At 71.7% G+C, this 23315-nt stretch carries 25 protein-coding genes and 1 pseudogene; 8 read left to right on the forward strand and 18 right to left on the reverse strand.

Annotated features, from left to right (window positions below; genetic code table 11):
• The first annotated feature begins 14 nt into the window (after window positions 1–14).
• Together OG361_RS24955 and OG361_RS24960 are read left to right on the forward strand one after the other, a co-directional pair.
• Window positions 15–1292: a thymidine phosphorylase gene (locus OG361_RS24955; protein WP_405856938.1), complete on the forward strand. Its 1278-nt coding sequence runs from the start codon at window positions 15–17 to the stop codon at window positions 1290–1292.
• Window positions 1293–1404: 112 nt separating this feature from the next.
• Complete coding sequence (locus OG361_RS24960; RefSeq protein ID WP_405856940.1) at window positions 1405–1992, forward strand: Uma2 family endonuclease; 588 nt, start codon at window positions 1405–1407, stop codon at window positions 1990–1992.
• Here OG361_RS24960 and OG361_RS24965 read toward each other — a convergent pair.
• Window positions 1985–2644: an HAD family hydrolase gene (locus tag OG361_RS24965; protein ID WP_405856942.1), complete on the reverse strand. Its 660-nt coding sequence runs from the start codon at window positions 2642–2644 to the stop codon at window positions 1985–1987. The two genes, OG361_RS24960 and OG361_RS24965, sit on opposite strands and share 8 nt — an antisense overlap.
• A 65-nt stretch (window positions 2645–2709) precedes the next feature.
• Here OG361_RS24965 and OG361_RS24970 point away from each other — a divergent pair, with 65 nt between their 5' ends.
• Complete coding sequence (locus OG361_RS24970) at window positions 2710–2985, forward strand: STAS domain-containing protein (protein ID WP_405856944.1); 276 nt, start codon at window positions 2710–2712, stop codon at window positions 2983–2985.
• On the opposite strand, the gene OG361_RS24975 is transcribed toward OG361_RS24970, so the two are convergent.
• The 3 genes from OG361_RS24975 to OG361_RS24985 form a co-directional block, all read right to left on the reverse strand.
• The gene (locus tag OG361_RS24975; protein ID WP_405856946.1) at window positions 2935–3945 is read right to left on the reverse strand and encodes a sigma-70 family RNA polymerase sigma factor; all 1011 of its coding nucleotides are present in this window, start codon (window positions 3943–3945) and stop codon (window positions 2935–2937) included. The genes OG361_RS24970 and OG361_RS24975 overlap by 51 nt on opposite strands.
• Before the next feature lie 84 nt (window positions 3946–4029).
• Window positions 4030–4725: a L,D-transpeptidase family protein gene (locus OG361_RS24980; RefSeq protein WP_384577894.1), complete on the reverse strand. Its 696-nt coding sequence runs from the start codon at window positions 4723–4725 to the stop codon at window positions 4030–4032.
• A 64-nt stretch (window positions 4726–4789) separates the two neighbouring features.
• Window positions 4790–6055: an MFS transporter gene (locus OG361_RS24985; protein ID WP_405856948.1), complete on the reverse strand. Its 1266-nt coding sequence runs from the start codon at window positions 6053–6055 to the stop codon at window positions 4790–4792.
• 62 nt (window positions 6056–6117) lie between these two features.
• On the opposite strand from OG361_RS24985, the gene OG361_RS24990 reads away from it, so the two are divergent.
• Entirely contained in the window at window positions 6118–7068 is a 951-nt protein-coding gene (locus OG361_RS24990) for a LysR family transcriptional regulator (RefSeq protein ID WP_405856950.1), read from the forward strand.
• Window positions 7069–7284: 216 nt separating this feature from the next.
• On the opposite strand, the gene OG361_RS24995 is transcribed toward OG361_RS24990, so the two are convergent.
• The 4 genes and pseudogenes from OG361_RS24995 to OG361_RS25010 form a co-directional block, all read right to left on the reverse strand.
• Entirely contained in the window at window positions 7285–8061 is a 777-nt protein-coding gene (locus tag OG361_RS24995) for an alpha/beta hydrolase (protein WP_405856952.1), read from the reverse strand.
• Window positions 8062–8148: 87 nt separating this feature from the next.
• On the reverse strand, window positions 8149–8922 hold the full coding sequence (locus OG361_RS25000; protein ID WP_405856954.1) for a GNAT family N-acetyltransferase: 774 nt from the start codon (window positions 8920–8922) through the stop codon (window positions 8149–8151).
• A gap of 103 nt (window positions 8923–9025) precedes the next feature.
• Window positions 9026–9558: pseudogene (locus tag OG361_RS25005) on the reverse strand (DUF5819 family protein).
• Window positions 9559–9746: 188 nt separating this feature from the next.
• Window positions 9747–10097, reverse strand: coding sequence for a hypothetical protein (locus tag OG361_RS25010; RefSeq protein ID WP_405856956.1), 351 nt, complete (start codon window positions 10095–10097; stop codon window positions 9747–9749).
• Between the two features lie 260 nt (window positions 10098–10357).
• On the opposite strand from OG361_RS25010, the gene OG361_RS25015 reads away from it, so the two are divergent.
• Entirely contained in the window at window positions 10358–11512 is a 1155-nt protein-coding gene (locus OG361_RS25015; protein ID WP_405856958.1) for an adenosine deaminase, read from the forward strand.
• A 173-nt stretch (window positions 11513–11685) separates the two neighbouring features.
• A complete protein-coding gene (locus OG361_RS25020) occupies window positions 11686–12051 on the forward strand; it encodes a hypothetical protein (protein WP_405856960.1) in 366 nt (121 codons plus the stop codon).
• A gap of 102 nt (window positions 12052–12153) precedes the next feature.
• Here OG361_RS25020 and OG361_RS25025 read toward each other — a convergent pair whose 3' ends face one another.
• The 5 genes from OG361_RS25025 to afsQ1 form a co-directional block, all read right to left on the reverse strand.
• Window positions 12154–12354, reverse strand: coding sequence for a PspC domain-containing protein (locus OG361_RS25025; protein ID WP_384577884.1), 201 nt, complete (start codon window positions 12352–12354; stop codon window positions 12154–12156).
• A 90-nt stretch (window positions 12355–12444) separates the two neighbouring features.
• On the reverse strand, window positions 12445–13035 hold the full coding sequence (locus OG361_RS25030) for a VanZ family protein (RefSeq protein WP_405856962.1): 591 nt from the start codon (window positions 13033–13035) through the stop codon (window positions 12445–12447).
• A gap of 79 nt (window positions 13036–13114) precedes the next feature.
• On the reverse strand, window positions 13115–13876 hold the full coding sequence (locus OG361_RS25035) for a hypothetical protein (protein WP_405856964.1): 762 nt from the start codon (window positions 13874–13876) through the stop codon (window positions 13115–13117).
• A complete protein-coding gene (locus OG361_RS25040; protein WP_405856966.1) occupies window positions 13873–15402 on the reverse strand; it encodes an ATP-binding protein in 1530 nt (509 codons plus the stop codon). The genes OG361_RS25035 and OG361_RS25040 overlap by 4 nt, the downstream gene beginning before the upstream one ends.
• The gene (gene afsQ1 / locus OG361_RS25045; RefSeq protein ID WP_017239746.1) at window positions 15399–16076 is read right to left on the reverse strand and encodes a two-component system response regulator AfsQ1; all 678 of its coding nucleotides are present in this window, start codon (window positions 16074–16076) and stop codon (window positions 15399–15401) included. Before afsQ1 ends, OG361_RS25040 begins: the two co-directional genes overlap by 4 nt.
• Before the next feature lie 169 nt (window positions 16077–16245).
• On the opposite strand from afsQ1, the gene OG361_RS25050 reads away from it, so the two are divergent.
• Window positions 16246–16968 carry a SigE family RNA polymerase sigma factor gene (locus OG361_RS25050; RefSeq protein WP_405856969.1) on the forward strand — a complete coding sequence of 241 codons (723 nt, stop codon included), beginning with the start codon at window positions 16246–16248 and terminating at the stop codon, window positions 16966–16968.
• Between the two features lie 149 nt (window positions 16969–17117).
• Here the strand turns inward: OG361_RS25050 and OG361_RS25055 are convergent, their stop codons facing one another.
• Window positions 17118–17813, reverse strand: a complete 696-nt coding sequence (locus OG361_RS25055) for a uridine kinase (protein ID WP_405856971.1) — start codon at window positions 17811–17813, stop codon at window positions 17118–17120.
• Window positions 17814–17865: 52 nt separating this feature from the next.
• Between OG361_RS25055 and OG361_RS25060 the strand changes: the two genes are divergently transcribed.
• Window positions 17866–18264 (forward strand): hypothetical protein, encoded by a 399-nt coding sequence (locus OG361_RS25060; RefSeq protein WP_384563197.1) that lies wholly within the window; start codon window positions 17866–17868, stop codon window positions 18262–18264.
• Window positions 18265–18279: 15 nt separating this feature from the next.
• Here the strand turns inward: OG361_RS25060 and OG361_RS25065 are convergent, their stop codons facing one another.
• The 4 genes from OG361_RS25065 to deoC all read right to left on the reverse strand — a co-directional run bounded on the left by OG361_RS25065 (window position 18280) and on the right by deoC (window position 23080).
• Complete coding sequence (locus OG361_RS25065) at window positions 18280–19653, reverse strand: TerD family protein (protein WP_405862420.1); 1374 nt, start codon at window positions 19651–19653, stop codon at window positions 18280–18282.
• 112 nt (window positions 19654–19765) lie between these two features.
• Entirely contained in the window at window positions 19766–20686 is a 921-nt protein-coding gene (locus OG361_RS25070; RefSeq protein ID WP_405856973.1) for an aldehyde dehydrogenase family protein, read from the reverse strand.
• Window positions 20679–22115 (reverse strand): aldehyde dehydrogenase family protein, encoded by a 1437-nt coding sequence (locus tag OG361_RS25075; RefSeq protein ID WP_405856975.1) that lies wholly within the window; start codon window positions 22113–22115, stop codon window positions 20679–20681. The genes OG361_RS25070 and OG361_RS25075 overlap by 8 nt, the downstream gene beginning before the upstream one ends.
• A gap of 5 nt (window positions 22116–22120) precedes the next feature.
• Window positions 22121–23080, reverse strand: a complete 960-nt coding sequence (gene deoC, locus OG361_RS25080) for a deoxyribose-phosphate aldolase (RefSeq protein ID WP_056641646.1) — start codon at window positions 23078–23080, stop codon at window positions 22121–22123.
• Window positions 23081–23315 lie beyond the last annotated feature (235 nt).

The following is a 23315-nucleotide window of genomic DNA, read 5'->3' on the forward strand; positions in this document are numbered from 1 at the left end:
AAAGAGGCACCACCATGGACGTCATCTCCGTCATCCGCACGAAGCGGGACAAGGGCGAGCTGAGCCCCGAGCAGATCGACTGGGTCATCGACGCGTACACCCGCGGTGTGGTCGCCGACGAGCAGATGTCCGCCCTGGCCATGGCCATCCTGCTGAACGGCATGAACCGCACGGAGATCGCCCGCTGGACCGCCGCGATGATCGCGAGCGGCGAGCGCATGGACTTCTCCTCGCTCTCCCGCCCCACCTCCGACAAGCACTCCACCGGCGGAGTCGGCGACAAGATCACCCTCCCGCTCGCCCCGCTCGTCGCCGCCTGCGGCGTGGCCGTGCCGCAGCTCTCCGGCCGCGGCCTCGGCCACACCGGCGGCACGCTCGACAAGCTGGAGTCCATCCCGGGCTGGCGCGCGCTGCTCTCCAACGAGGAGATGCTGCACGTCCTGGACACGACCGGCGCGGTGATCTGCGCGGCGGGCGACGGTCTGGCGCCCGCGGACAAGAAGCTCTACGCGCTGCGCGACGTCACCGGCACGGTGGAGGCGATCCCGCTGATCGCCTCCTCGATCATGTCGAAGAAGATCGCCGAGGGCACGGGCTCGCTGGTCCTGGACGTGAAGGTCGGCTCCGGCGCCTTCATGAAGAATCTCGCGGACGCGCAGGAGCTGGCCCACACGATGGTCGGCCTCGGCGCGGACAGCGGTGTGAAGACGGTCGCGCTGATCACCGACATGTCGACCCCGCTCGGCCTGACCGCGGGCAACGCCCTGGAGGTCCGCGAGTCGGTCGAGGTCCTGGCGGGCGGCGGCCCGGCGGACGTCGTCGAGCTGACGATCGCGCTCGCCCGCGAGATGCTCGACGCGGCCGGCATCAAGGACGCCGACCCGGCGAAGGCGCTCGCGGACGGCTCGGCGATGGACGTCTGGCGCCGGATGATCGCGGCCCAGGGCGGCGACCCGGACGCCACCCTCCCGGTCGCCCGCGAGCAGCACGTCGTCACGGCCCCGTCGACCGGCGTCCTCACCCGCCTCGACGCGTACGACATCGGCATCGCCGCCTGGCGCCTGGGCGCGGGCCGCGCCCGCAAGGAGGACCCGGTGCAGGCGGGCGCGGGCGTCGAGCTCCACGCGAAGCCGGGCGACACGGTGACGGCGGGCCAGCCCCTGCTGACCCTCCACACGGACACCCCGGAGAAGTTCGACTACGCCCTGAAGTCCCTGAACGACTCCTGGGACATCGCGGCGGAGGGCACGTCCTTCACCCCGACCCCGATCGTCATGGACCGCATCGCCTGAGGATCGCCCTGGGCATATACCTCTGACACCTTCGGGTGAACGGGACCGGTGGACCAGCGCCGGTCCCGTTCGGCATGCTGGGATCGGTGACGCACCGATAGAGGAGACCGCCATGGGCGCACTCACCGTCGATCACTCGTCTTATGACTACGGGTGGGACGACCTGGTCCGGATCTGGGAGGAGACGGACGCACCCGAGGGCTGCAAGGTGGAGATCATCGAGGGGATCATCACCGTGTCACCGTCACCGGCCAGCCGGCACAACCTCATTGCCTCGCTCGTACATCGTCGTCTGATCCATACGATCCCGGAGGACTGGGCCGTGGTGCAGACACAGGCGATCGCCGTTCCCGCGCGCAGGGGTATGTACATTCCGGACCTGGCCGTTCTTCCAGCAGCAACCCTCGACGAGCCGGGCCAGTACGTGGCGGCAGGCGACGTCGAACTGGTCGCCGAGGTCACCTCACCGTCGAATGGGAACCATGACCGCATCAGCAAAGCCGCCGGGTACGCCGCTGCCGGGATCCCGCTCTATCTCCTCATCGACTCATTCGCGCCAGGCGGCCCAACCGTCACCCTGTATGGCGAGCCGAACGGAGACGTCTACCGCGTGCTGAGCGCGGTCAAGTTCGGAATGGAGATCCACCTCCCCGCCCCCTTCGGCCTCACCCTCGACACCGCCGAGTTCCCCGTCAGCTGAGCGGGGTTCCCAGCAGCACCGACAGCTCCCGCATGTCGTCGAACACCACCGTGCGCGGGCCCATCAGGCGATCGGCACGTGTCAGGCCGCCGCAGTAGCCGAAGGCGCGCATGCCGGCCGCGCGGGCGGCCTGGACGCCGTAGGGGCTGTCCTCGACGACCGCGCAGCGCTCGGGCGGGACGCCCATGCCGGCCGCCGCGTGCAGGAAGAGGTCCGGGGCCGGCTTGCCCCGGGAGACGTCGCGGGCGCTGAACATCCGGCCCTCGAAGCGGTCGAGCAGCCCGGCCCGTCCCAGGTTCTTGCGGATGCTGGTGTGGCTGCCGTTGGAGGCGAGGCAGTACGGGACGGCCAGGGCGTCCAGTACGTCCACGACGCCCTCCACGGCCGTCAGCTCCGCGTCCAGGGCGTCCTCGTACCGCTGCTTGAAGGGGGCCTGCCAGTCGGGCTCCAGCGGACGGCCCCTGCGCTCCTCCACGATCGCGGTGAGCATCTCGTGCGAGGAGCCGACGAACCGGTCGATCACCTCGGCCTCGGTGAACTCGGCTCCGAGGGCGGCGAACACCTCCCGGTCCACGCGGCAGTAGATCCGCTCGCTGTCCACCAGAACACCGTCACAGTCGAAGATCACCAGTTCGACAGGTTCGTGAGTCATGATCGCGAGCCTAGGGGGTAGTCGATCACCGATGAGTTCCGGGTCGAGGCTCGGTCTCAAGGCATGTGGACACCAGCCAACCGTTCGTCGTGACCCTGCCCGCCCGCCCCACCGGGGACGACGTGGCCCTGCTCTGCGCCGAGCTCGGCGCGGCCCCGCCCGGTGACGTCGTCTGCGAGGTCGGCGCGCTCGCGCACGCCGACCTCGCGGCCGTCGACGCCCTCGCCCGGCTGAAGCTCGCGGCCGGCCGCCGGGGCCACCGCATCCGCTTCCACGGAGCAGGACCCGAGCTACGGGCCCTGCTCCTGCTGACCGGGCTGGACGGGCCCCTGGGCCTCTAGCCGGGCCGGCAGGTCGAAGAGCGGGAACCAGCGCTCGGTGTCCAGGAAGAAGTCCATCCCGGCGACCTTGCCCTCGCGGAGCTCCAGGACGATCAGCGCCCACGGGCTGAAGCCGCCCGCCGGGTCCGGGTGGTACTGCGCGAACGCCGGGGAGCCGTTCGCCACGGTCGGCACCAGCTTCGAGCCGGCGCATGCCTCGCCGACGCCCAGCATCCAGCCCACGATGTCGTCGTGGCCGCGCAGCCACAGGTCGTACGGCGGCATGGACATGGTCGCGTCCTCGTGGAGGAGCGCGGTCAGCGCCTTCATGTCGTAGCCCTCGAAGGCGGCGACGTACCGCTCCAGGAGCGCCTTCTGCTCCTCGTCCAGCGGGTTCGCCGGGTCGGAGGCGGCGGGCGCCTGCTCGGCCAGGGTCGCGCGGGCCCGCTGGAGGGCGCTGTTGACCGAGGCGACGGAGGTGTCGAGGAGCTCCGCGACCTCGCTCGCCTTCCAGGCGAGCACCTCGCGGAGGATGAGCACGGCCCGCTGCTTGGGCGGCAGGTGCTGGAGCGCGGCCACGAAGGCGAGCCGCACGGTCTCCCGGTTCACGGCGGTCTCCGCCGGGTCGGCGACCGAGGGCAGGACCCGCCCGTCCGGGATCGGCTCCAGCCAGGTGATCTCCGGCTGCTTGACGAGCTGCGCCTGGGCGACCGGCGTGGGGGAGGTCAGGTCCATGGGCCGCGCCCTCCTGTTGCCCGCGTTCAGCGCGTCCAGGCAGACGTTGGTCGCGATCCGGTAGAGCCAGGACCGCAGCGAGGAGCGGCCCTCGAAGGTCTCGATGGCCTTCCAGGCCCGCACCATCGTGTCCTGTACCGCGTCCTCCGCCTCGAAGGAGGATCCGAGCATCCGGTAGCAGTAACCGGTCAGCTCCCTGCGGTACTTGTCGAGTTCGTCGGTCGTCGCCGCCGCGGCGTCACTCATCGGGTACACACCCCACTCACCCCTCACCGGCACCCGTTCGGTGCCGGTGAGAGGGAAGCTACCGCAGCCGACTGACAGCCGGGGTCAGGTTCCCGGCTTGCGTCCGTAGACGAAGACGTCGTCGCCGTTCCTGAGCAGGTTCCAGTACGCCTTGGCGTCGGCCGACCGCATGTTGACGCAGCCGCCCGAACCCGGCGGGTTCCACATGGACTTGGTCGTCGAGTGGAAGGCCTGGCCGCCGTCGAAGAACTGCGAGTACGGCATGGAGACGTGGTAGATCGTCGACCAGTGGTTGATGTTCCGCCAGTAGATCTTCTTGGAGCCGGTACGGGTCTCGGTGCCGTCCTTGCCCGTACGCACCGGCACCGGGCCGTACTTGAGGCGCGCGCCGTCCTGGATCCAGGACAGCTGGCGCGTCAGGTCGACGCAGGCGATCCGGCCCCGGTTGGTCGGGCAGGCGCCCGAGCGGTTGGGGTTGGTGCCGGCGGCCTTCTGCTGGAGCATCGTGTTCATCGTGCGCCAGGTGAGCGGCCCCGCGTACCCCATGGTCGGGGTGATGCCGTGCTTGCGCTGGAAGGCCTGGATGGCCTGACAGTCGCCGAGCGACTGGCGGCCGTCGACCGTCCTGCCGAGGAACTTCTCCACCTGCTTCTGGTACGGCCCCGTCGTCACGTTGCAGGACGCCGCCTGCGCCGGGGCCGTACCGAGCGCGATCGTCATCGGGACCACCATCGCGGTGAGACCGGTCGCGATTCCCGCTCTCTTCCCTATTCGACCCATGATTCGCTTCATGATCGTCAACTCCCCCTCGAGTCCTATGACTCAGGACGTCCGCGGGAGCGAGTCAGTTGCAGGCCGCGGCGAGCTGTGGCCGCCGCGCCGCGACCCGCGCGCTGTGGCTCCCGTACAGCGTCACGGAGACCACGCCGAGGACCGCGACGAGGCCGATCAGGACCGTACCCGCCCAGCCGCCCGCGTGGAAGGCGATCGCGCCGAGCGTGCCGCCCGCGCTGCTGCCGAGGTAGTACGCGGACTGGTAGAGCGCCGAGGCCTGCGCGCGGCCCGTCTTCGCCGTACGGCTCACCGAGGAGGAGGCGACGGCGTGGCCCGCGAAGAACCCGGCCGTGATGAGGACCAGGCCCGCCAGGACCGCGGCGAGCGAGTCGGCGAGCGAGAGCAGCAGACCCGCGGCGGTGGTGGAGACCGCCAGGTAGAGCGCCCCGCGCCGGCCGAGCCGCCCGACGAGCTTCCCGGCGGCGGCCGAGGCGACCGTACCGACCAGGTAGACCAGGAAGATCGAACCGATCACGCCCTGCGGGAGCGAGAAGGGGGCCTCGACCAGGCGGTAGCCGATCACGGTGTACACCGCGCCGAAGACCGTCATGAACAGCGCGCCGATCACGTACAGCCGGACGAGCAGCGGGTCGGACAGATGCGTCCGCACGGCGCCGGCAAGGGCCTTCGGGTTCAGCGTGCCCGGCGTGAAGTGCCGCGCCTTCGGGAGCAGCGCACGGAACGCGATCACGCAGAGCAGGGAGGTCAGGCCGACGGCGGCCAGACCCGCGCGCCAGCCCCACATCTGGGCGACCCAGCCGGTCACGATCCGGCCGCTCATGCCGCCGATCGAGTTGCCCGCGACGAAGAGGCCGATCGCCGCGATCAGCGCCTTGGGGCGGACCTCCTCCGCGAGGTACGCCATCGCGGAGGCCGGGAGCCCGGCGAGCGCGGCGCCCTGGATGGCGCGGAGCGCGATCAGGGACTCCAGGCTGGGGGCGAACGGCACCAGGAGCGAGATGCCGACGGCGACCGAGAGGGAGGCGGTCATCATCGCGCGCCGCCCGAAGCGCTCCGAGAGGGCGCTGAGCGGCAGGACGCACAGGGCGAGGGCGCCGGTCGCGGCGGAGACCGTCCAGGAGGCGGCGGACGCGGTGGCGCCGAACTCGGCCGAGATGGCCGGGAGAAGGGCCTGCGTGGAGTAGAGGAGGGCGAAGCCGGCCAGTCCGGCGGCGAAGAGCGCGAGGCTCGTGCGGCGGTAGCCGGGGGCTCCGGGGGAGAGGCGGGTGTCGGCGGACGCGTGGGTGGCGGCCGCCTTGGTACTGGCGGGAGGCATGCCACGAACGTAGGACGATCCGTTTCATGCGTCCAATGCACGGAACTGCTGTAATCGTTCCCATGGTGCATGAGTACAGGTCACAGCCTCGGCTGTCACCGAACAGTAACGAAGAAGACATGGGACTGCTGCTCGCCCCGCGGCTCGCGTACTTCGCCGCCGTCGCGCGGCACGAGCACGTGACCCGGGCCGCGGCCGAGATGGGCGTGCCGCAGTCCACGCTCTCCCGGGCGATGGTCCGGCTCGAACAGGACCTCGGCGTCGCCCTCTTCGCCCGCCGCGGCCGCACGGTCTCCCTCACCCCGGCCGGCCGCCGCTTCCTCACCGCTGCCGAGAAGGCGCTCGCCGAGGTGGAGCGGGCCGCCGACACCGTACGGGCCGACGCCGACCCCACCGCCGGCCGGGTCGCCTTCGGCTTCCTCCACACCATGGGCTCCGAGACCGTCCCCGGCCTCATCCGGGCCTTCCGCGTCGACCACCCGCGCGTCCGCTTCACCCTCGTCCAGAACTACGGCGAGGCCATGATCGAGCGGCTCAGGGCCGGCGACCTCGACCTCTGCCTGACCTCCCCGGTGCCGGACGCCCCCGACCTGGTGGCCCGGCGCCTCGACGAGCAGCGGCTGCGGCTCGTCGTCCCGGACGACCACCGGCTCGCGGGCCGCAGGCGCGTCCGCCTCGCCGAGGCCGCCGACGAGACCTTCGTGACCCTGGAGCCGGGGTACGGGCTCCGCCGCATCACCGACGACCTGTGCGCGGAGGCCGGCTTCAAGCCCCGCGTCGCCTTCGAGGGCGAGGAGGCCGAGACCCTGCGCGGCCTGGTCGCCGCGGGCCTCGGCGTCGCCCTGCTGCCCCCGCCGGCGGTCCCGCGCCCCGGCGTCGTCGAACTCACCGTCACCGCCCCGCGCGCGGCCCGCGAGATCGGCGTCGCCTGGCTCGACGGCCACCCGGACACGGCCCCGGTGGCAGCCTTCAAGAAGTTCCTCCTGAGCCGCCGCGGCCACCTGCTCCCCTAAGGGCTGTCCCGTAATCCCCGGCGGGCGCGCGACGACAGCTACGGCGCCTCGCCGCGTTGTCGGAACGTCCGCATACATCCAGTATGCGGACGCCCCTCCGCCTTGCGACGCACCGCATCTGACGCCGCGCGCTGATCCACCGGGAATTACGGGACAGCCCTTAGGGCGTGTCTCGCCGATCGGGCCGGGCTCGCGGCGTGATCGACAAGACACCCCCTAAGACCGGCGGTACGAGTCCCCGAACCCCGCCGCGAGCGGCATCCGCAGGCCCAGCGGCGGGGGCGCGGCCAGCGCGTCCGTCACGGGGCGCGCCACCGGCCGGGCGAAGAGCGCGCCGAGCGCGAAGTCCGCGGTGAGGGCCTGGACCTCGGCCGCGTACTGGCGCAGGGCGTGCCCGTCCGAGTGGACCTCGAAGCGGCAGGTGTCGCGGTTGGCCTTCTTCGCCCGCTCCGCGAAGCGGAACGACAACTCCGGGTCCGTACGGGCGTCGTTCGTGCCGTGCACGATCAGCACCCGCCGCCCCACCAGCTGCCGCACCGGCTCCGGCTCCGCCGCCACGTCGTCCTCCGGCAGCCACGGGGCCAGCGCCAGGACCGCGGCGACCGCCGGGTGTCCGCCCGCCCGCAGTGCCGCCCGCGCCCCCATCCCGTGCCCGACGAGGCAGACCGGGACGTCGCCGTAGCGGCGTACCGCCTCCGCGACCGCCCAGGAGGCGTCCGCCGCCAGCTCCGCGTCCGTGCCGTTCCAGCCGCGCCCCCGGTAGCGGACGACATGGGCGGCGAGCCCGTCCGCCCGGCCCGCCCTGACGAGCCCGCGCCCCAGCGGCAGCATGGCCGCGTGCGCCCGCGCCGAAGCGCGCCGTCCCGACATCGGCTCACCGTCCGGCAGGAGCAGCGCCACGCCGCCCACCGCCGCCGACCGGGAACCTCCAACGGGGCGGCCGAGCCGGGGTCTCCGGGTCTCGGACGGTCCCACGAGTGCGTAGTGCGCCATGGTGGAACAGTCTCAGAAGCCGAGGTGTACGCCAGCGGTACGCGCGGTCACTGTTACGTATCGCCCCGGGAATGAACGCCCTTTCCCCTAACTCCGTTCGAAGCGGGACACGCTCCCGACGACCTCGAAGCCCTTCCGCCCGTACCAGCGGTGCGGCCAGTCGTCCGGTCGCGCGGTCAGGAAGCGGGTGGTGCAGCCCGCGTCGGCGGCCAGGCGCAGCGCCGTGTCGAGGACGGCCCCGGCGTGCCCCTTCCCGAGGTGGGCGCCGGCGGTGACCAGGTCCTCGATCTGCGCGACGCCGGTCGCCGGATCCAGGTACAGGTCCGCCCACGCGGCGACCTCGCCGTCGGCGGGGTACGCGGCGAGGAACCGTACGACCTCGGCGCCGTGCCGCCGGGCCGCGCGCCGTCCCACCATGTCGCGGACGTACTCCGGCGGCGCCTGCGGCGCGAAGCGGCTCCAGGAGGCGGTGGCGGGCTCCCGCAGCACGTCCAGGTCCACTTCCCGCGCCCCGCCGTGGGCGGGCACCGGGCCCCGGTGGCACATGACGAAGGACGTCGAGTGCCCGTACCCGGCCCGCTCCATCGGCTCCCGGCAGGCCGCGGCGAGCTCCTCGTCGAGGACCTGCACGTGGCGGTACGGGAGCGAGTCCTGGAGTTCGTCCGCGAGTCCAGGCAGCGCCTCCGGGTCGGTCCGCTCGTCGACCAGAAGGTGGTTGTTCCCCCGGGACAGCGCGTACGCGTCGTCGAAGGCCGCGAAGCCGCCGGGGAAGTCGACCGTACGGGCCGCCTGCCGCCGGCGGAAGGCGGACAGGAAGCCGTGGACGCGCGGGAGTTCGGGGTCGGTCACCGACGAGGTCATACGGGCAGCCTAAGAGGTCACCCTGACGGTGGTGATCGTGGCCAGGAGACGCGTGAGGCGCGTGAGGCGCTCGGCGGGCCGCGCGGCCGTGGGGGCGGTCATGTCACAGGCTCCTGTGGTCCTGATCGGTCACCGTCCACCAGGGCAGCAGCCGGTAATCGGTCGTGTCGGAGGGCTGCTCGGAACTCCACGCCGGCGGGTCCACCATCGTGAACCGGCCCCCGACCTGGAGCGCCATGATGCGCTCGCCGTTCCAGGTGCGCCCGATGCGCTGGAGCACCACGCGCTCCAGGTAGTCGCGCGGACGGCCTCGATGTCCCGGTCCGTGAGGTTGATCCACTCGCTCAGGTGGTGGCGACCGTCTTCTCCCCGGGTGTTCACCCGGACTCCGACGGCTTCGTTGCGTCGCATCGGGTTCGGTGCGAACAGCTTCCAGTCCTGGCCGAACTCCGGCTGGACGTAGGCGTCGATGGTGTCGTGGTGTTCCACGCTCAGGAAGATCAGGCCCAGATGGGTCACCAGGGCGCAGGCCAGCAGCACGGCGGTCGCGGCCAGCGCGGCGACCGAGGGCCGGGACCACGGGCGCGGCGACCGAGGGCCGGGACCACGGGCGCGGCGACCGAGGGCCGGGACCACGGGCAGGCCTCGTCATGCGTGGGGTGCGCCGGTTCGCCCTCGTCCGGGGGAGGCGGAGACTGCGGCGGAACCGCTGATCGAACGTACAGCGGTGCATTCGCTGGAGGATTCCAACACGTTCCTTTGGCCGGCCGGCCGGCCGCCCGTGCGGCGGGGGGAACGACAACCGCACGGGCGACCGGTCGACTTCAGCGGCGGACGCCGGTGGTGGCCGCCTTGCCGGTGGCTGCGGTCGTGCCCGTGGTGCCGGTCGTGCTCGACGGGCTGGTGGTTTGGTTGGTGATGGTCTGACCGGTCAGGCTGAGGAGTCCGGACGTACCGGTGAGTCCGGAGGTGTTGATGAGTCCGGACGGGCCGATGAGTTCGGACGTGTCGATGAGTGAGATATCGCCCAGGATCTGCGGAGCGAAGCTCGCCTCTGTCGCGCAGGAGCCCGTGCTGCCCTTGCAGTCGGTGTCGAGGGCCTGTGAAGCGCCGCCCATGCCGAGCGTCAGAGCGCCCGCCGAGACCGCGACGAGCAGTCCACGGATGTATCGCATGCCACGTTCCTTCCTGGTACCGGCGGGTTTCGGCCCCCGCCGTGATTGCCCCACGTAACCGCGCGCCGGCGCGACCAGAGATGTCCGGAGGAGGTGGTGTCGTCTCAACGGCTCAATAAGTCGTATGTGCGATGGCCTGAACGGTTCCCTTACCGCGACGCGCTGCTGTCGTGACATCAGGACATCCGCACGCGAGAAGGGTGGACACGGCCAGTGCGCCACGAGGAGCTCTCTACGCGCGTAGGGGCTAGAGTGCGGCAATGACGAGCCAGACCCCCAACGTCCCCACCGCGGACCAGATCCGCCGTGCCCCGAAGGTGCTGCTCCACGACCACCTCGACGGCGGACTGCGCCCCGGCACGGTCATCGAACTCGCCCGAGAACAGGGCTACCGACAGCTCCCCGAGACCGAGCCCGACAAGCTCGGCATCTGGTTCCGCGAGGCCGCCGACTCCGGCTCCCTGGAGCGGTACCTGGAGACCTTCGCGCACACCTGCGCCGTCATGCAGACCCGTGACGCCCTCGTCCGGATCGCCGCCGAGTGCGCCGTCGACCTCGCCGAGGACGGGGTCGTGTACGCGGAGGTGCGCTACGCCCCCGAACAGCACCTGGAGGGCGGTCTCACCCTCGAAGAGGTCGTGGAGGCCGTCAACGAGGGATTCCGGGAGGGCGAACGGCGGGCCAGGGCCAACGGCCACCGCATCCGGGTCGGCGCCCTGCTGACCGCCATGCGGCACGCGGCCCGCGCCCTGGAGATCGCCGAACTCGCCAACCGCTACCGCGACTCCGGCGTCGTCGGCTTCGACATCGCCGGCGCCGAGGCCGGCTACCCGCCCACCCGCCACCTCGACGCCTTCGAGTACCTCAAGCGGGAGAACAACCACTTCACGATCCACGCCGGCGAGGCGTTCGGCCTCCCCTCCATCTGGCAGGCGCTCCAGTGGTGCGGCGCCGACCGGCTCGGCCACGGCGTCCGGATCATCGACGACATCGAGGTCGCCGACGACGGCTCGGTCCGCCTCGGCCGCCTCGCCGCCTACGTCCGCGACAAGCGGATCCCCCTGGAGATGTGCCCCACCTCCAACCTCCAGACCGGCGCCGCCACCTCGTACGCCGAGCACCCGATCGGCCTGCTGCGCAGGCTCCACTTCAGGGCCACGGTCAACACCGACAACCGGCTCATGAGCGGTACGAGCATGAGTCGGGAATTCGAGCTGCTGACCGAGGCGTTCGGATACACGCTCGACGACATGCAGTGGTTCACTGTCAATGCGATGAAATCAGCGTTCATTCCTTTCGATGAACGCCTCGCCATGATCAATGACGTGATCAAGCCCGGTTATGCCGAGCTCAAGTCCGAATGGCTGTTCCAGCAGACCGCTGCGACCAGCGAGCCTTCCCACATGGAGGGCTGAACGCCACCCCCGCGAAGGGGTGCGGAGCGGCTGGGTGCGCGCGACACCCGGCCGCTTTCCGGTGTTTGCGGAGGAACCGTTGGCTGGTTAGGTTGCAGAGCCGCTCTGCATTCCCAGGATTTCCCCTCCCGGCTTTCCCCGAAGCCCCCGGATTCCACAAGGATGATTTTCAGATGAAGCAGTCTGCCGCCAAGAAGCTCGGTGTCGCCGCTCTCGGTGCCGCTTTCGCCGCTGCCGCCGCCGGCACGGCCTCCGCCGCGCCGTCCCTGCCGGTCGGCGCCGACGCGCTGGGCACGGTGACCCAGGCCGTCCCGCTGGGCGACGGTCTCACCGAGCTCCCCGACGGCGCCTCGGAGTCCCTCGGCGCGGGCCAGGGCGCCCTCGGCCAGGGCCTCGACCAGGGAGTGAAGACCCTCCCGGCCGCAGCCGGCCAGGCCACCCAGAACCTTCCGCTCGGCGCCGCGGCCGGCGGCCTCGGCGCCACCCCGCTCGGTGGCCTCCTCGGCGGCCTGCCGCTCCAGGGCCTGCCGCTCGGCTGACCCGAGCCGTACACGCCGAAGGGGCGCGCACCCGGAATCCGGGTACGCGCCCCTTCGGCGTGCGTACGGCCCCTCACTGCCGGGCAGCGGCCCGGGCCGTGACTACCAGGCCGTGCTCGCACTCTTCTCCGCCGGCAGGAACACCCACAGCGCCAGGTAGAGCAGGAACTGCGGGCCGGGCAGCAGGCACGAGACCAGGAAGATCACGCGCATCGTCGTCGAGGAGATGCCGAAGCGCCGTGCCAGCGCCGCGCACACTCCGCCGATCATGCGTCCGTCACGGGGGCGGGCAAGTGCGGCCATGGTGGGCTCCTTCGGAGTCGTTTCCGGGGCCCGTTCCTCGGGCTCCCGATGACTCCATACTGCTGCCGGAAGGGGGCGCGGGGCGTCGGTCTACCGGGCGATCGGGACCCTGGGAATCGTCGGGGTCGAACCCTGAGCCGCCTCGTTCCGCAGCAGGGGAGAACCCTTGCCCGACCCCGTACCCGCGGATGACACGGCCCGCTCCGCCTCCGACCTGCGGCGCAGCCGGGCCCGCCCGACGGGAACGAAGAAGAGATGGGCGAGCGCCACGCCCGCCGTGTTCAGGAGTACGGAGTCCACGTCGACGACCTGCCCCGGCACCGCGGTCTGCAGCAGCTCCACGGCCAGCGACATCAGCGCGCCGGCGGCGGTCGTCCGGGCGAGGGAGGCCCAGCGGGAGACGTCGAGCCGTCCGTCGGCCATCGGGAGCAGCACCCCGAGCGGGGCCAGGAGCAGCAGCCCCTCACCGATCAGCCGTGCCGCCTCGGCGCCGCCGAGGGCGAGATCGGCCCGTAGGCCGGCCAGGGGGATCGTGTTCGGCGCGGTCACCCAGGCCACGTCCCGTGGGCGCAGACTGACCCAGGCGACGAGCAGCAGATGCGCGAGGAGGAGGACGAACCCCACCACGCGGACGACCACGGCGGCACTGCCGCCCGAACCTTGACGCTGCACGCCCCCCAAGACGCCCACCACAGCGGAATCGGTTCCGCCGGACCGAATCCGGCCCGCGGAACCACCGCCGCGCCGGGCGCCGCCGGGCTCAGCCCGAGGGGGAGCCGGACGCCGAGCCGGAGACCTGGCCCGACGCGGAGCCCGAAGGGGAGTCCGCCGGGGAGCCCGAGGGTGAGCCCGCCGGGGAGTCCGAGGCGGAGCCCGAAGGGGAGTCCGCCGGGGAGTCCGCCGGGCCGGTCGGGCCGGCCGTCGGCGGGGCGGACTCCGGGCGTTCCCGCAGTTCGGTCGTGCACTGGTAGCGCTTCGGCGCGTAGGGGCCCGGCCCGCCGAGGAGGACCGTGTGGTCGCCCGCGCCCGCCGAGCTCTCCGCGAAGGTGCAGACGAGCTGCGAGAGCGCGATCGGCGCCAGGTCCTCCGGCTGCCGGCTCAGCCGCAGCGTGCCCGCCGGGTCGCCCCGGCGCCCGCTGCCGACCACCACCAGCGGACCGCGCACCGCGGTCGTGAACCCGGCCAGCCGCTCGTCGTCCGAGGGCTCGGCGAGGAGCTGCGCGAGCAGCCCGGTGGCCGTCCGCACCGGATCGCCGCCCGCCTTCTCCTCCAGCAGCGGAGTCCTGCGGTCCACCGCCTCCAGCTGCGAGCCGCACACCAGGAACACCCGGACGGGCACGCCCTGCACGGCCGTCGCCGAGGCGCTCTCCCCGGTCACGCTGCACGGGACCCGGGACGGGGCCGCGCCCGCGTCCACCGGCACGGACGTGGTCCTGATCCCGCAGCCGGTGACCAGCGCGGTGAGCGCGGCCGCCACCAGGGCGCCCGTGCCGGCCGTACGGCCGAAGGTGCGGCGCCTCACGCTTCCTTCACCTCGCCCTGGCTGCTGCGGGTCTGCACCTCGCGGGTGATCCCCGAGGCGTCCAGGGGCAGCCGCAGCACGAACACCGCGCCGTCCACCGCCCCGTCCTCGCCGACCGAGTTCGCGGCCGTGATCGAACCACCGTGGATCAGCGCGTTCTCCATGGCGATGGAGAGGCCCAGACCGCTGCCGTCCGACCTCGGCCGGGACGCGCTCGCCTTGTAGAAGCGGTCGAAGACGTGCGGCAGCACCTCCTCGGGGATGCCGGGGCCGTGGTCGCGTACCGCGATGACCAGCTCGTCGTCCTCCGTACGGACCGAGACCCGCACCGGCGAACCGCCGTGCTTGAGCGCGTTCCCGATCAGGTTCGCCAGGATCACGTCGAGGCGGCGCGGGTCGAGCGGCGCCACGATCCCGCGCTCGGCGTCGAGATCGACGGCGTCCAGCCAGGCCCGCGCGTCGATGCACGCGGTGATCTGGTCGGCGATGTCCACCTCGTCGAGGACGAGACGGGCGGTGCCCGCGTCGAAGCGGGTCACCTCCATCAGGTTCTCCACCAGGGTGTTGAGGCGATGGGTCTCGCTCACCACCAACGCCACCGCCGGGGCGATCATCGGGTCGAGCGAGTCCTGCTCGTCCTCCAGGACCTCGGTGACGGCGGTCAGCGCGGTCAGCGGGGTCCGCAGCTCGTGCGACATGTCGGCCACGAAGCGCCGGCTGGACTCCTCCCGCGCGCTCATGTCCGTGACCTTCTTCTGCAGGGACTCGGCCGCGCTGTTGAACGTACGTGTCAGATCGGCCAGTTCGTCCGCGCCGGTGACCCGCAGCCGGGTGTCGAGCTTCCCCTCGCCGAGCTGCTTGGCCGCCTCGCCGAGCCGGTGCACAGGGCGCAGCACGGTCGTCGCCGCGACCTGCGCGAGCAGCACCGAGCCGACCACCGCGAGCGCGGTCGCGATCCCCAACGACCAGGCGAGCGAGTTCAGATCGGCCTTCTCCGCGGCCAGCGACTTGTACATGTAGCCGGCGGGTCCGCCGCCGTCGATCCGCGTCCCGCCGACCAGGTACGGCGTCCCGCCCTGCTCCGTACGCTGCCAGAACAGGTGGTACGGATACGGGTTGGCCTCCGTCACCGGCCGCTCGGTGTCCACGGCCTCCCGCAGCGAGCGCGGCACGTCGGCCAGGGTGAAGTCGTCCGGGTCCGAGGCGCCGACGATCGGCTTGCCCGCGTCCCGCTCGCCGAGCAGCAGCACCTGGTAGCCGGCGCTGCCGCTCGCCATCTGCTCGGCGGTCCGCCGCAGATCGTCCTGGGTGGGCCGGAGCGGCAGCGTCGCCGCCCGGTTCTGCATCTCCTGCCGGAAGTCGTTGAGCGCCCCGTCCTGGGTACGGGTGAGCACGGCCTCACGGTTGAGCCAGTACGCGATGCCGGAGGCGGCGACGGCCGCGGTGAGCGCGACCAGGGCGAAGACGACGACGAGCCGCAGCCGCAGGCTGGAGAGCCGCAGCCGCGCGAGGATCCCCTTGCTCACGCAGGAACGTCCAGCCGGTACCCGACGCCACGGACCGTACGGATGAGCGTCGGAGAGGACGGCACGTCCTCCACCTTGGCGCGCAGCCGCTGCACACAGGCGTCGACGAGCCGCGAGTCGCCCAGGTAGTCGTGCTCCCACACGAGCCGCAGCAACTGCTGCCGGGAGAGCGCCTGTCCGGGCCGCCGGCTCAGCTCCAGGAGCAGCCGCAGCTCGGTCGGGGTGAGCTGGAGGTCCTCGCCGTTCTTGGTGACCGTCATCGCGGACCGGTCGATCACGAGGGAGCCGTAGGTCGCGGAGTCCGTCGACTCCCGCTCGCCGCGCCGCAGTACGGCCCGGATGCGGGCGTCGAGGACCCGGCCCTGGACCGGCTTCACGACGTAGTCGTCGGCCCCGGACTCCAGGCCCACGACCACGTCGATGTCGTCGCTCCGCGCGGTCAGCAGGATGATCGGCAACTGGTCGGTGCGGCGGATGCGCCGACAGACCTCGAAGCCGTCGATGCCGGGCAGCATGACGTCGAGCACGACCAGGTCCGGCCGCTGCTCGCGCAGCAGCTGGAGGCCGTCCTCACCGGTCGCGGCGGTGGCCACCCGGTGGCCCTGCCGGGACAGGGAGAGTTCGAGGGCCGTCCGGATGGCGTCGTCGTCCTCGATCAGCAGCAGAAAAGGCACGCCGTCATTCTGTCGCATTCGGCCGTCCGAGTTCGACCGCTCGGGGACTCGCTTCTGTTCCGGCCCCTGTGACACGGCTGTGACAGTCGGCGGACACCTCCATGAAGTCCGGAGGGCAAGCTTCTTGGCACACGGACAGAAACACACTCCAACCGACGGGGGGCGCGAGATGAACGCACTGCACAGCACCACCTCAAGCGCAGTAGTCACGCGTCTCCACGACGTCGTACGGAGCACCGAGAAGTCCGGCGCAGTGAACGGGCGGGGGTGCGTTCGCAGCGTCGGGCGTCAGCGCAAGGCGCCGTACATGGTGGCCGTTGCTGACGGGGGAGCGGCGTACGGGGAGGGCACGGGGGAACGCGTCAGCTGCTCGGAGGCCGAGTTCACGGCCTACGTGCAGGAGCGTCGTGCCTCCCTGTACGCCACCGCCTACCACCTGACCGGGGACCGGTTCGAGGCCGAGGACCTGCTCCAGAGCGCGCTGTTCTCCACGTACCGCGCCTGGGAGCGGATCAGTGACAAGGCCGCGGTCGGCGGGTACCTCCGCCGGACCATGACCAATCTGCACATCAGCGCGTGGCGCCGGCGCAAGCTCAACGAGTACCCGACCGAGGAGCTGCCGGAGACGGTCGGCGAGACGGACGCGATGCGCGGCACCGAGCTGCGTGCGGTGCTGTGGCAGGCGCTGGCCCGGCTGCCCGAGCTCCAGCGGACGATGCTGGTGCTGCGCTACTACGAGGGCCGGACCGATCCGGAGATCGCGGAGATCCTGGACATCAGTGTCGGCACGGTGAAGTCGAGCATCTGGCGCTCGCTGCGGCGACTGCGCGAGGACGAGGTGCTGAGCTTCGGCCGTGACGAGGAGGAGTCCTTCGGCGAGCTGGTGGCCTGAAGGCGGGGGGAAAGACCCACGGGGGCCCACGGGGGAAACGGGGCCTGCGGGGGGAGCACGGGGGACCGTACGGGGGGTACGGGGGAAAACGAAGCGGGTCGTACGAGCCGGGGGGGCTCGCACGACCCGCTTCGTGCGTTCCGGGCGGGTCAGCCGGCGGCCGGGGTGCGGTGGCGGCCCGCCGCCGCGGCGGCGAGGTGGCCCAGGGCCTCGTCCTTGGCACAGGGGTGGGCGCCCAGCTCGGTCTGACGGGCCACGATCGCCCGCTCGGCGCGCATCAGCCGCCAGCCGCGGCGCAGCAGGAAGGGCACGGACTTGCGCCCCTCCTTGAGGTCCCGGGCGAGCCGGCGGCGGAAGGTCGTCGAGGGACGGCCGCGCAGGCAGAGCGCGTCGGCGAGGACGTCCAGCTCACGGCAGCGGGAGACGATCTCGGCGGCGAAGATCCCCTCCGCCACGAAGAGCGGGGTCCGCTCGATGTCGAGCCGCTCGTGGTCCACCCGGGAGCTGGTGGCGATGTCGTACACGGGGACGTCGGTCCGTCCCGTACGGCACAGCTCGACGATGGCGGAGACGGCGGCGTCCGCGTCCCAGGACCGTGGGGAGTCCCAGTCGATGTCCGAACTGCCGTCGACGAGCGGGAGCGACGGGTCGTCGTGCTCCTTGTAGAAGTCGTCGAGGCGCAGGACCGGGAGGCCGGTGACGGCGGCGAGGGACGACTTGCCGGAGCCGGAGGGGCCCGCGAGCAGGACGACACGGGTCGGAATCGGTAGGGAACTCACGGGACACCAGTGTGAACCATTCCCCCGTGCAGGGGACCCCCGAGGAAGGCCGTTGGTATCGAGCATCACACCTCAACTACTGTCGGTGTCCGCCCTGTCACCCCTCGGAAGGAACACCATGGCGCGTCACGCAGAACCCCGGACCCCCCGTCGCAGCGCCCTGCTCAAGGCCGGGCTCACCGTCACGGCGGCGGGTGCGGCGGTGCTCGGCGCGGGTGCGGCGGCCCAGGCGGTCGCCCCGGTGCCGCTGCCCGTCGACTCGCTGAGCCGGACGGACGCCGCCGCGGCCGGGGCGGGCGCGCTGAGCGGGGTCACCCACGGGCTGGGCCCGCTGACCCGGCTCCAGCTCGACCCGCTGGCCAACACCGGCGTCGACCCGCTCGACAACGGCCTCGGCACCCAGGTCGCCGACTTCAAGCCGGTGGGCACGAACCTGGTGACCGACCACCTCACCAAGGGCGGGGCGGTGGCCGATCTGCCGGTGGCGGGGCCGCTGACGCAGGGGCTGCTCCCGTAGTCGGGGGCGGGCGGCTCAGCGTCTGGCGCGTCGCAGCCAGGCCGTCGCCGTACTCGGCTGTTTCAGGCGCGCGCGCCAGGGGCCGTCCGCCCGCCCCAGATGGACGAGGACCGGGCCCTCGGGCAGTGACAGGGACTCCCGGCGCCTGCCGATCTCGTTGATGTACGGCTGCAGGGAGTCCGGGAGGGTCGTGGGGTCGTCGTGCCCCGCCAGGTCGTAGGAGTCGACGATGAAGTTGCTGCTGCCGCGGTAGTGGAAGGCGACGTCGGTCGGCCCTCCCGTGTGCAGCAGGACGTTCGGGCCCCAGGACTCCATCGTGTCCTCCGTCAGGAGCTGGGCCGCCGCCAGCGGCAGGACCCGCCCCTGCCAGGGCCCGTCCGCCCTCAGCTTCAGCCGCAGTCGTCCGGTCTTGGGGACGACGTGGAGCAGGCGGCCCCGGAAGTCCCGCTCCGTGCTGTTGACGAGGAGGTCCACCTCCTTGTTCTCCGGGCTGAGGGTCCACACGCCGGTGTAACCGTCGGTCTTGAGGGCGAGTTCGACCACGACCGGGCCCGGCGGGAGGTCCTCGACGTCGATGACCGCGTTGCCCGGGCCCGAGAGCGTGCGCGGCTCGAAGACGGCCCCGAACGTCCAGCCCGACGGGCCTTGCGCGACGGGCGGGTACGGGTACGCGTACGGGACGGGGGCCGGGGCCTGGGAAGGGACCTGGATCTTGGCGGGGGCCGGGATGGGGGTCGGAACGGGGGCCTGGGCCTGGGTCGGGACCGGATCCGGGTCCGGGATCTGCGGCGTTTCCGGCGTCTGCGTCTGCGTCTGCGTCTCGGCCTCCGCCTCCGCCGGGGTCGCCGGGGAACCCTCCGGCGGGGAATCCTCCTCCGCCTCCTCCTCCGTCACGTCCACGCCGTGGTCCGCCGCCAGGCCGGCGAGGCCGTCCAGGTAACCCTGGCCGACCGCGCGGAACTTCCAGCCGCCCGCTCGCCGGTACAGCTCCGCGAGGACCATCGCCGTCTCGCCGCCTGCGTCCGTCACCTCGTACCCCACGACCGTCGTGCCGTCCGGCGCGAAGGCCTCGACGGACAGGCCGCGTACGTCCCGCAGCGCGCCGTTCTCCGTCGACGCGACCACGAGGACGCGGGAGATCTCCTCCTCGACGCCCGTGAGGTCGGCGTCCACCCAGACCGTGCCGTCCTCGTCGCCGGCCATGCCGCCGGAGAGCCGTACGGCGCCCGACGGGTGGACCGGGGCGCCGTCGAAGACGATGTCCGCGTCCCCCCGGACCCTGCCCCGCTCCGTCACGAGCAGCGCCGCCACGTCGATGTCGTTCCGGACGGCGATGCGCAGCACGGCCGTCGGGACGAAGACGTTGTCTCCCTTGATCAATCCCCTCATCATGAGCGGATCTTGCGGCCGACCGGGGGCGCGGGGCAAGAGCCGACGGCCCCCGGGTGCGTACACCCGGGGGCCGTCGTCGCGCTGTCGGCCGGAGCCGGCGGGAGCGGAGCTAGTACGAGGAGCCGCTCGCGCCCAGCGAACCCGTCGGGTGCCAGACCGTCTTCGTCTCCAGGAAGGCGGTCATGCGGTCCGTGCCCGGGGACTCGGCGAAGTCCTCCTTGCGCGGGCGCAGGACGCGCTTCAGGTTGTCCGCCGCCGCGATCTCCAGGTCGCGGGCGAGGTCGCGCTCGGTCGCGCCCGTCAGGTCGATCCCGTTGACGTCCTGGTGGGCCGCCAGGTGCGGGCCCATCTCGGAGGCCTTGCCGGAGAGGATGTTGACCACACCGCCCGGCAGGTCGGAGGTGGCGAGCACCTCGCCCAGGGAGAGCGCCGGCAGCGGGGACTTCTCGCTCGCGATCACGACGGCCGTGTTGCCCGTCGCGATCACCGGGGCGATCACCGAGACCAGGCCCAGGAAGGACGAGTCCTGCGGGGCCACGACCGTGACGACACCGGTCGGCTCGGGGGAGGACAGGTTGAAGTACGGGCCGGCCACCGGGTTGGCGCCGCCCACGATCTGGGCGATCTTGTCCGTCCAGCCCGCGTACCAGACCCAGCGGTCGATCGCCGCGTCGACGACCGCCGCCGCCTTCGACTTCGACAGGCCCTCCGCGTCCGCGACCTCGCGGACGAACTGCTCCCGGCGGCCCTCCAGCATCTCGGCGACGCGGTAGAGGATCTGGCCTCGGTTGTACGCGGTCGCGCCCGACCAGCCGCCGAAGGCCTTGCGGGCGGCGACGACCGCGTCACGGGCGTCCTTGCGGGAGGAGAGGGGCACGTTCGCCAGCCACTTGCCCTTGCCCGCCGCGTTAGCGGCTGATGTTTTAGCCGACACCTCGTACACCCGGCCGCTCTCGGAGCGGGGGAACTTGCCCCCGACGTACAGCTTGTAGGTCTTGAAGACGCTCAGACGCGTGGTCGATTCAGACATCGAGGTAGGCCTCCAGGCCGTGGCGACCGCCCTCGCGGCCGAAGCCCGACTCCTTGTACCCGCCGAAGGGCGAGGTCGGGTCGAACTTGTTGAACGTGTTGGCCCAGACGACACCGGCGCGGAGCTTGGACGCGACCGCCAGGATGCGGGAGCCCTTCTCCGTCCAGATGCCGGCGGAGAGGCCGTACTGGCTGTTGTTGGCCTTCGCGACGGCCTCGTCCGGCGTACGGAATGTCAGCACCGAAAGGACCGGGCCGAAGATCTCGTCGCGGGCCACCGTGTGCGCCTGCGTGACGCCCGTGAAGAGCGTCGGGGCGAACCAGTAACCGGCCGACGGGATCTCGCAGGCGGCGGTCCAGCGCTCGGCGCCCTCCGCCTCGCCCTGCTCCACCAGCGAGGTGATGCGGGCCAGCTGCTCGGAGGAGTTGATGGCGCCGATGTCGGTGTTCTTGTCCAGCGGGTCGCCGAGGCGGAGCGTGGAGAGGCGGCGCTTCAGGCTGTCGAGCAGCTCGTCCTGGATCGACTCCTGGACCAGCAGGCGGGAGCCCGCGCAGCAGACCTGGCCCTGGTTGAAGAAGATGCCCGTGACGATGCCCTCGACGGCCTGGTCGATGGGGGCGTCGTCGAAGACGATGTTGGCGCCCTTGCCGCCCAGCTCCAGGGTCACCTTCTTGTCCGTGCCGGCGATCGAGCGCGCGATGGCCTTGCCGACGGCGGTCGAACCGGTGAAGGCGACCTTGTTCACGTCCGGGTGCTCGACCAGCGCGGCGCCCGTCTGCCCGTACCCGGGAAGGATGTTGACGACGCCCTTCGGCAGCCCGGCCTGGCGGCAGATGTCCGCGAAGAACAGGGCGGAGAGCGGGGTCGTCTCGGCCGGCTTCAGGACGACGGTGTTGCCCGTCGCGAGCGCCGGGGCGATCTTCCACGCCAGCATGAGCAGCGGGAAGTTCCACGGGATGACCTGGCCGGCCACGCCCAGCGGGCGCGGGTTCGCGCCGTACCCGGCGTGGTCGAGCTTGTCGGCCCAGCCCGCGTAGTAGAAGAAGTGCGCGGCGACCAGGGGGAGGTCCGCGTCGCGGGTCTCCTTGATCGGCTTGCCGTTGTCCAGCGTCTCCAGGACGGCCAGCTCGCGGCTGCGCTCCTGGATGATCCGGGCGATGCGGAAGAGGTACTTGGCGCGCTCGGAGCCGGGCAGCGCCGACCACTTCTCGAAGGCCTTGCGGGCCGCCTTCACCGCGCGGTCCACGTCCTCGGCGCCCGCCTGGGCGACCTCGGAGAGGACCTCCTCGGTTGCGGGGGAGACGGTCTTGAAGACCTTGCCGTCGGCCGCCTCGACGAACTCGCCGTCGATGAACAGGCCGTAGGAGGGGGCGATGTCGACGACGGACCGGGACTCGGGCGCCGGCGCGTACTCGAATGCAGATGCCATGTTGATCAGTCCACCGTCACGTAATCGGGGCCGGAGTAGCGGCCGGTAGCCAGCTTCTGGCGCTGCATCAGCAGGTCGTTGAGCAGGCTGGAGGCGCCGAAGCGGAACCAGTGGTTGTCCAGCCAGTCCTCGCCCACGGTCTCGTTGACGAGCACCAGGAACTTGATCGCTTCCTTGGTGTTGCGGATGCCGCCGGCCGGCTTCACACCGATCTGCACGCCGGTCTGCGCGCGGAAGTCGCGCACGGCCTCCAGCATGAGAAGGGTGTTGGCGGGGGTGGCGTTGACCGCGACCTTGCCGGTCGAGGTCTTGATGAAGTCCGCGCCGGCCATCATGCCGAGCCAGGAGGCGCGGCGGATGTTGTCGTACGTGGACAGCTCGCCGGTCTCGAAGATCACCTTGAGGCGGGCGCGGTCGCCGCACTCCGCCTTGATCGCGGCGATCTGCTCGTAGACCTTCAGGTAGTGGCCGGAGAGGAAGGCGCCACGGTCGATGACCATGTCGATCTCGTCGGCGCCCGCGGCGATGGCGTCGGCCGTGTCGGCCAGCTTCACGGGGAGGGCGGCACGCCCGGCCGGGAAGGCGGTGGCGACGGAGGCGACCTTGACGCCGGAGCCCGCGACGGCGGCCTTCGCGGTGGCCACCATGTCGGGGTAGACGCAGACGGCGGCGGTCGTCGGGGTCGTGCGGTCGGTCGGATCGGGATTGACGGCCTTGGCGGCGAGCGCCCGGACCTTGCCCGGGGTGTCCGCGCCTTCGAGCGTCGTCAGGTCGATCATGGAAATGGCCAGGTCAATGGCGTAGGCCTTGGCCGTGGTCTTGATCGAGCGGGTGCCGAGGGATGCGGCGCGCGCCTCCAGGCCGACGGCGTCGACGCCGGGCAGCCCGTGGAGGAAGCGGCGCAGCGCACTGTCGGACGCGGTCACGTCGGCGAAAGCAGAAGCTGCGGATGCAGTGGTGGGCATGGTCACCAGTCGAGCATATCTACGCGCGTAGCGACCTGTACAGGGGAGAGCCTTCGGGGAGCCCGAGGTCACAGGGGGTCCGGCGGCGTGGTGGCTCTGTCGCGGAGGGGGTGGTGACCCCTGTCACAGGGCCGTGACATGGAGCGGACAAGTCCTGAATACAAGATCAATAGATTTCTTCTTGCAGCCAGCCAGACCTCACCGGAACCAGTCGGACCGAGAAAAAGCGGCATGC

The sequence above is a fragment of the Streptomyces sp. NBC_00090 genome (assembly GCF_045160815.1).
GTDB lineage: Bacteria > Actinomycetota > Actinomycetes > Streptomycetales > Streptomycetaceae > Streptomyces.

What these genes read in the sequence shown, in the direction of transcription:
- OG361_RS24955 (WP_405856938.1), top strand. Translation starts at nt 15, where the DNA reads ATGGACGTCATCTCCGTCATCCGCACGAAGCGGGACAAGGGCGAGCTG.
- OG361_RS24960 (WP_405856940.1), top strand. Translation starts at nt 1,405, where the DNA reads ATGGGCGCACTCACCGTCGATCACTCGTCTTATGACTACGGGTGGGAC.
- OG361_RS24965 (WP_405856942.1), bottom strand. Translation starts at nt 2,644, where the DNA reads ATGACTCACGAACCTGTCGAACTGGTGATCTTCGACTGTGACGGTGTT.
- OG361_RS24975 (WP_405856946.1), bottom strand. Translation starts at nt 3,945, where the DNA reads ATGAGTGACGCCGCGGCGGCGACGACCGACGAACTCGACAAGTACCGC.
- OG361_RS24980 (WP_384577894.1), bottom strand. Translation starts at nt 4,725, where the DNA reads ATGGGTCGAATAGGGAAGAGAGCGGGAATCGCGACCGGTCTCACCGCG.
- OG361_RS24985 (WP_405856948.1), bottom strand. Translation starts at nt 6,055, where the DNA reads ATGCCTCCCGCCAGTACCAAGGCGGCCGCCACCCACGCGTCCGCCGAC.
- OG361_RS24990 (WP_405856950.1), top strand. Translation starts at nt 6,118, where the DNA reads ATGGTGCATGAGTACAGGTCACAGCCTCGGCTGTCACCGAACAGTAAC.
- OG361_RS24995 (WP_405856952.1), bottom strand. Translation starts at nt 8,061, where the DNA reads ATGGCGCACTACGCACTCGTGGGACCGTCCGAGACCCGGAGACCCCGG.
- OG361_RS25000 (WP_405856954.1), bottom strand. Translation starts at nt 8,922, where the DNA reads ATGACCTCGTCGGTGACCGACCCCGAACTCCCGCGCGTCCACGGCTTC.
- OG361_RS25010 (WP_405856956.1), bottom strand. Translation starts at nt 10,097, where the DNA reads ATGCGATACATCCGTGGACTGCTCGTCGCGGTCTCGGCGGGCGCTCTG.
- OG361_RS25015 (WP_405856958.1), top strand. Translation starts at nt 10,358, where the DNA reads ATGACGAGCCAGACCCCCAACGTCCCCACCGCGGACCAGATCCGCCGT.
- OG361_RS25020 (WP_405856960.1), top strand. Translation starts at nt 11,686, where the DNA reads ATGAAGCAGTCTGCCGCCAAGAAGCTCGGTGTCGCCGCTCTCGGTGCC.
- OG361_RS25025 (WP_384577884.1), bottom strand. Translation starts at nt 12,354, where the DNA reads ATGGCCGCACTTGCCCGCCCCCGTGACGGACGCATGATCGGCGGAGTG.
- OG361_RS25050 (WP_405856969.1), top strand. Translation starts at nt 16,246, where the DNA reads ATGAACGCACTGCACAGCACCACCTCAAGCGCAGTAGTCACGCGTCTC.
- OG361_RS25055 (WP_405856971.1), bottom strand. Translation starts at nt 17,813, where the DNA reads ATGCTCGATACCAACGGCCTTCCTCGGGGGTCCCCTGCACGGGGGAAT.
- OG361_RS25060 (WP_384563197.1), top strand. Translation starts at nt 17,866, where the DNA reads ATGGCGCGTCACGCAGAACCCCGGACCCCCCGTCGCAGCGCCCTGCTC.
- OG361_RS25065 (WP_405862420.1), bottom strand. Translation starts at nt 19,653, where the DNA reads ATGAGGGGATTGATCAAGGGAGACAACGTCTTCGTCCCGACGGCCGTG.
- OG361_RS25070 (WP_405856973.1), bottom strand. Translation starts at nt 20,686, where the DNA reads ATGTCTGAATCGACCACGCGTCTGAGCGTCTTCAAGACCTACAAGCTG.
- OG361_RS25075 (WP_405856975.1), bottom strand. Translation starts at nt 22,115, where the DNA reads ATGGCATCTGCATTCGAGTACGCGCCGGCGCCCGAGTCCCGGTCCGTC.
- deoC (WP_056641646.1), bottom strand. Translation starts at nt 23,080, where the DNA reads ATGCCCACCACTGCATCCGCAGCTTCTGCTTTCGCCGACGTGACCGCG.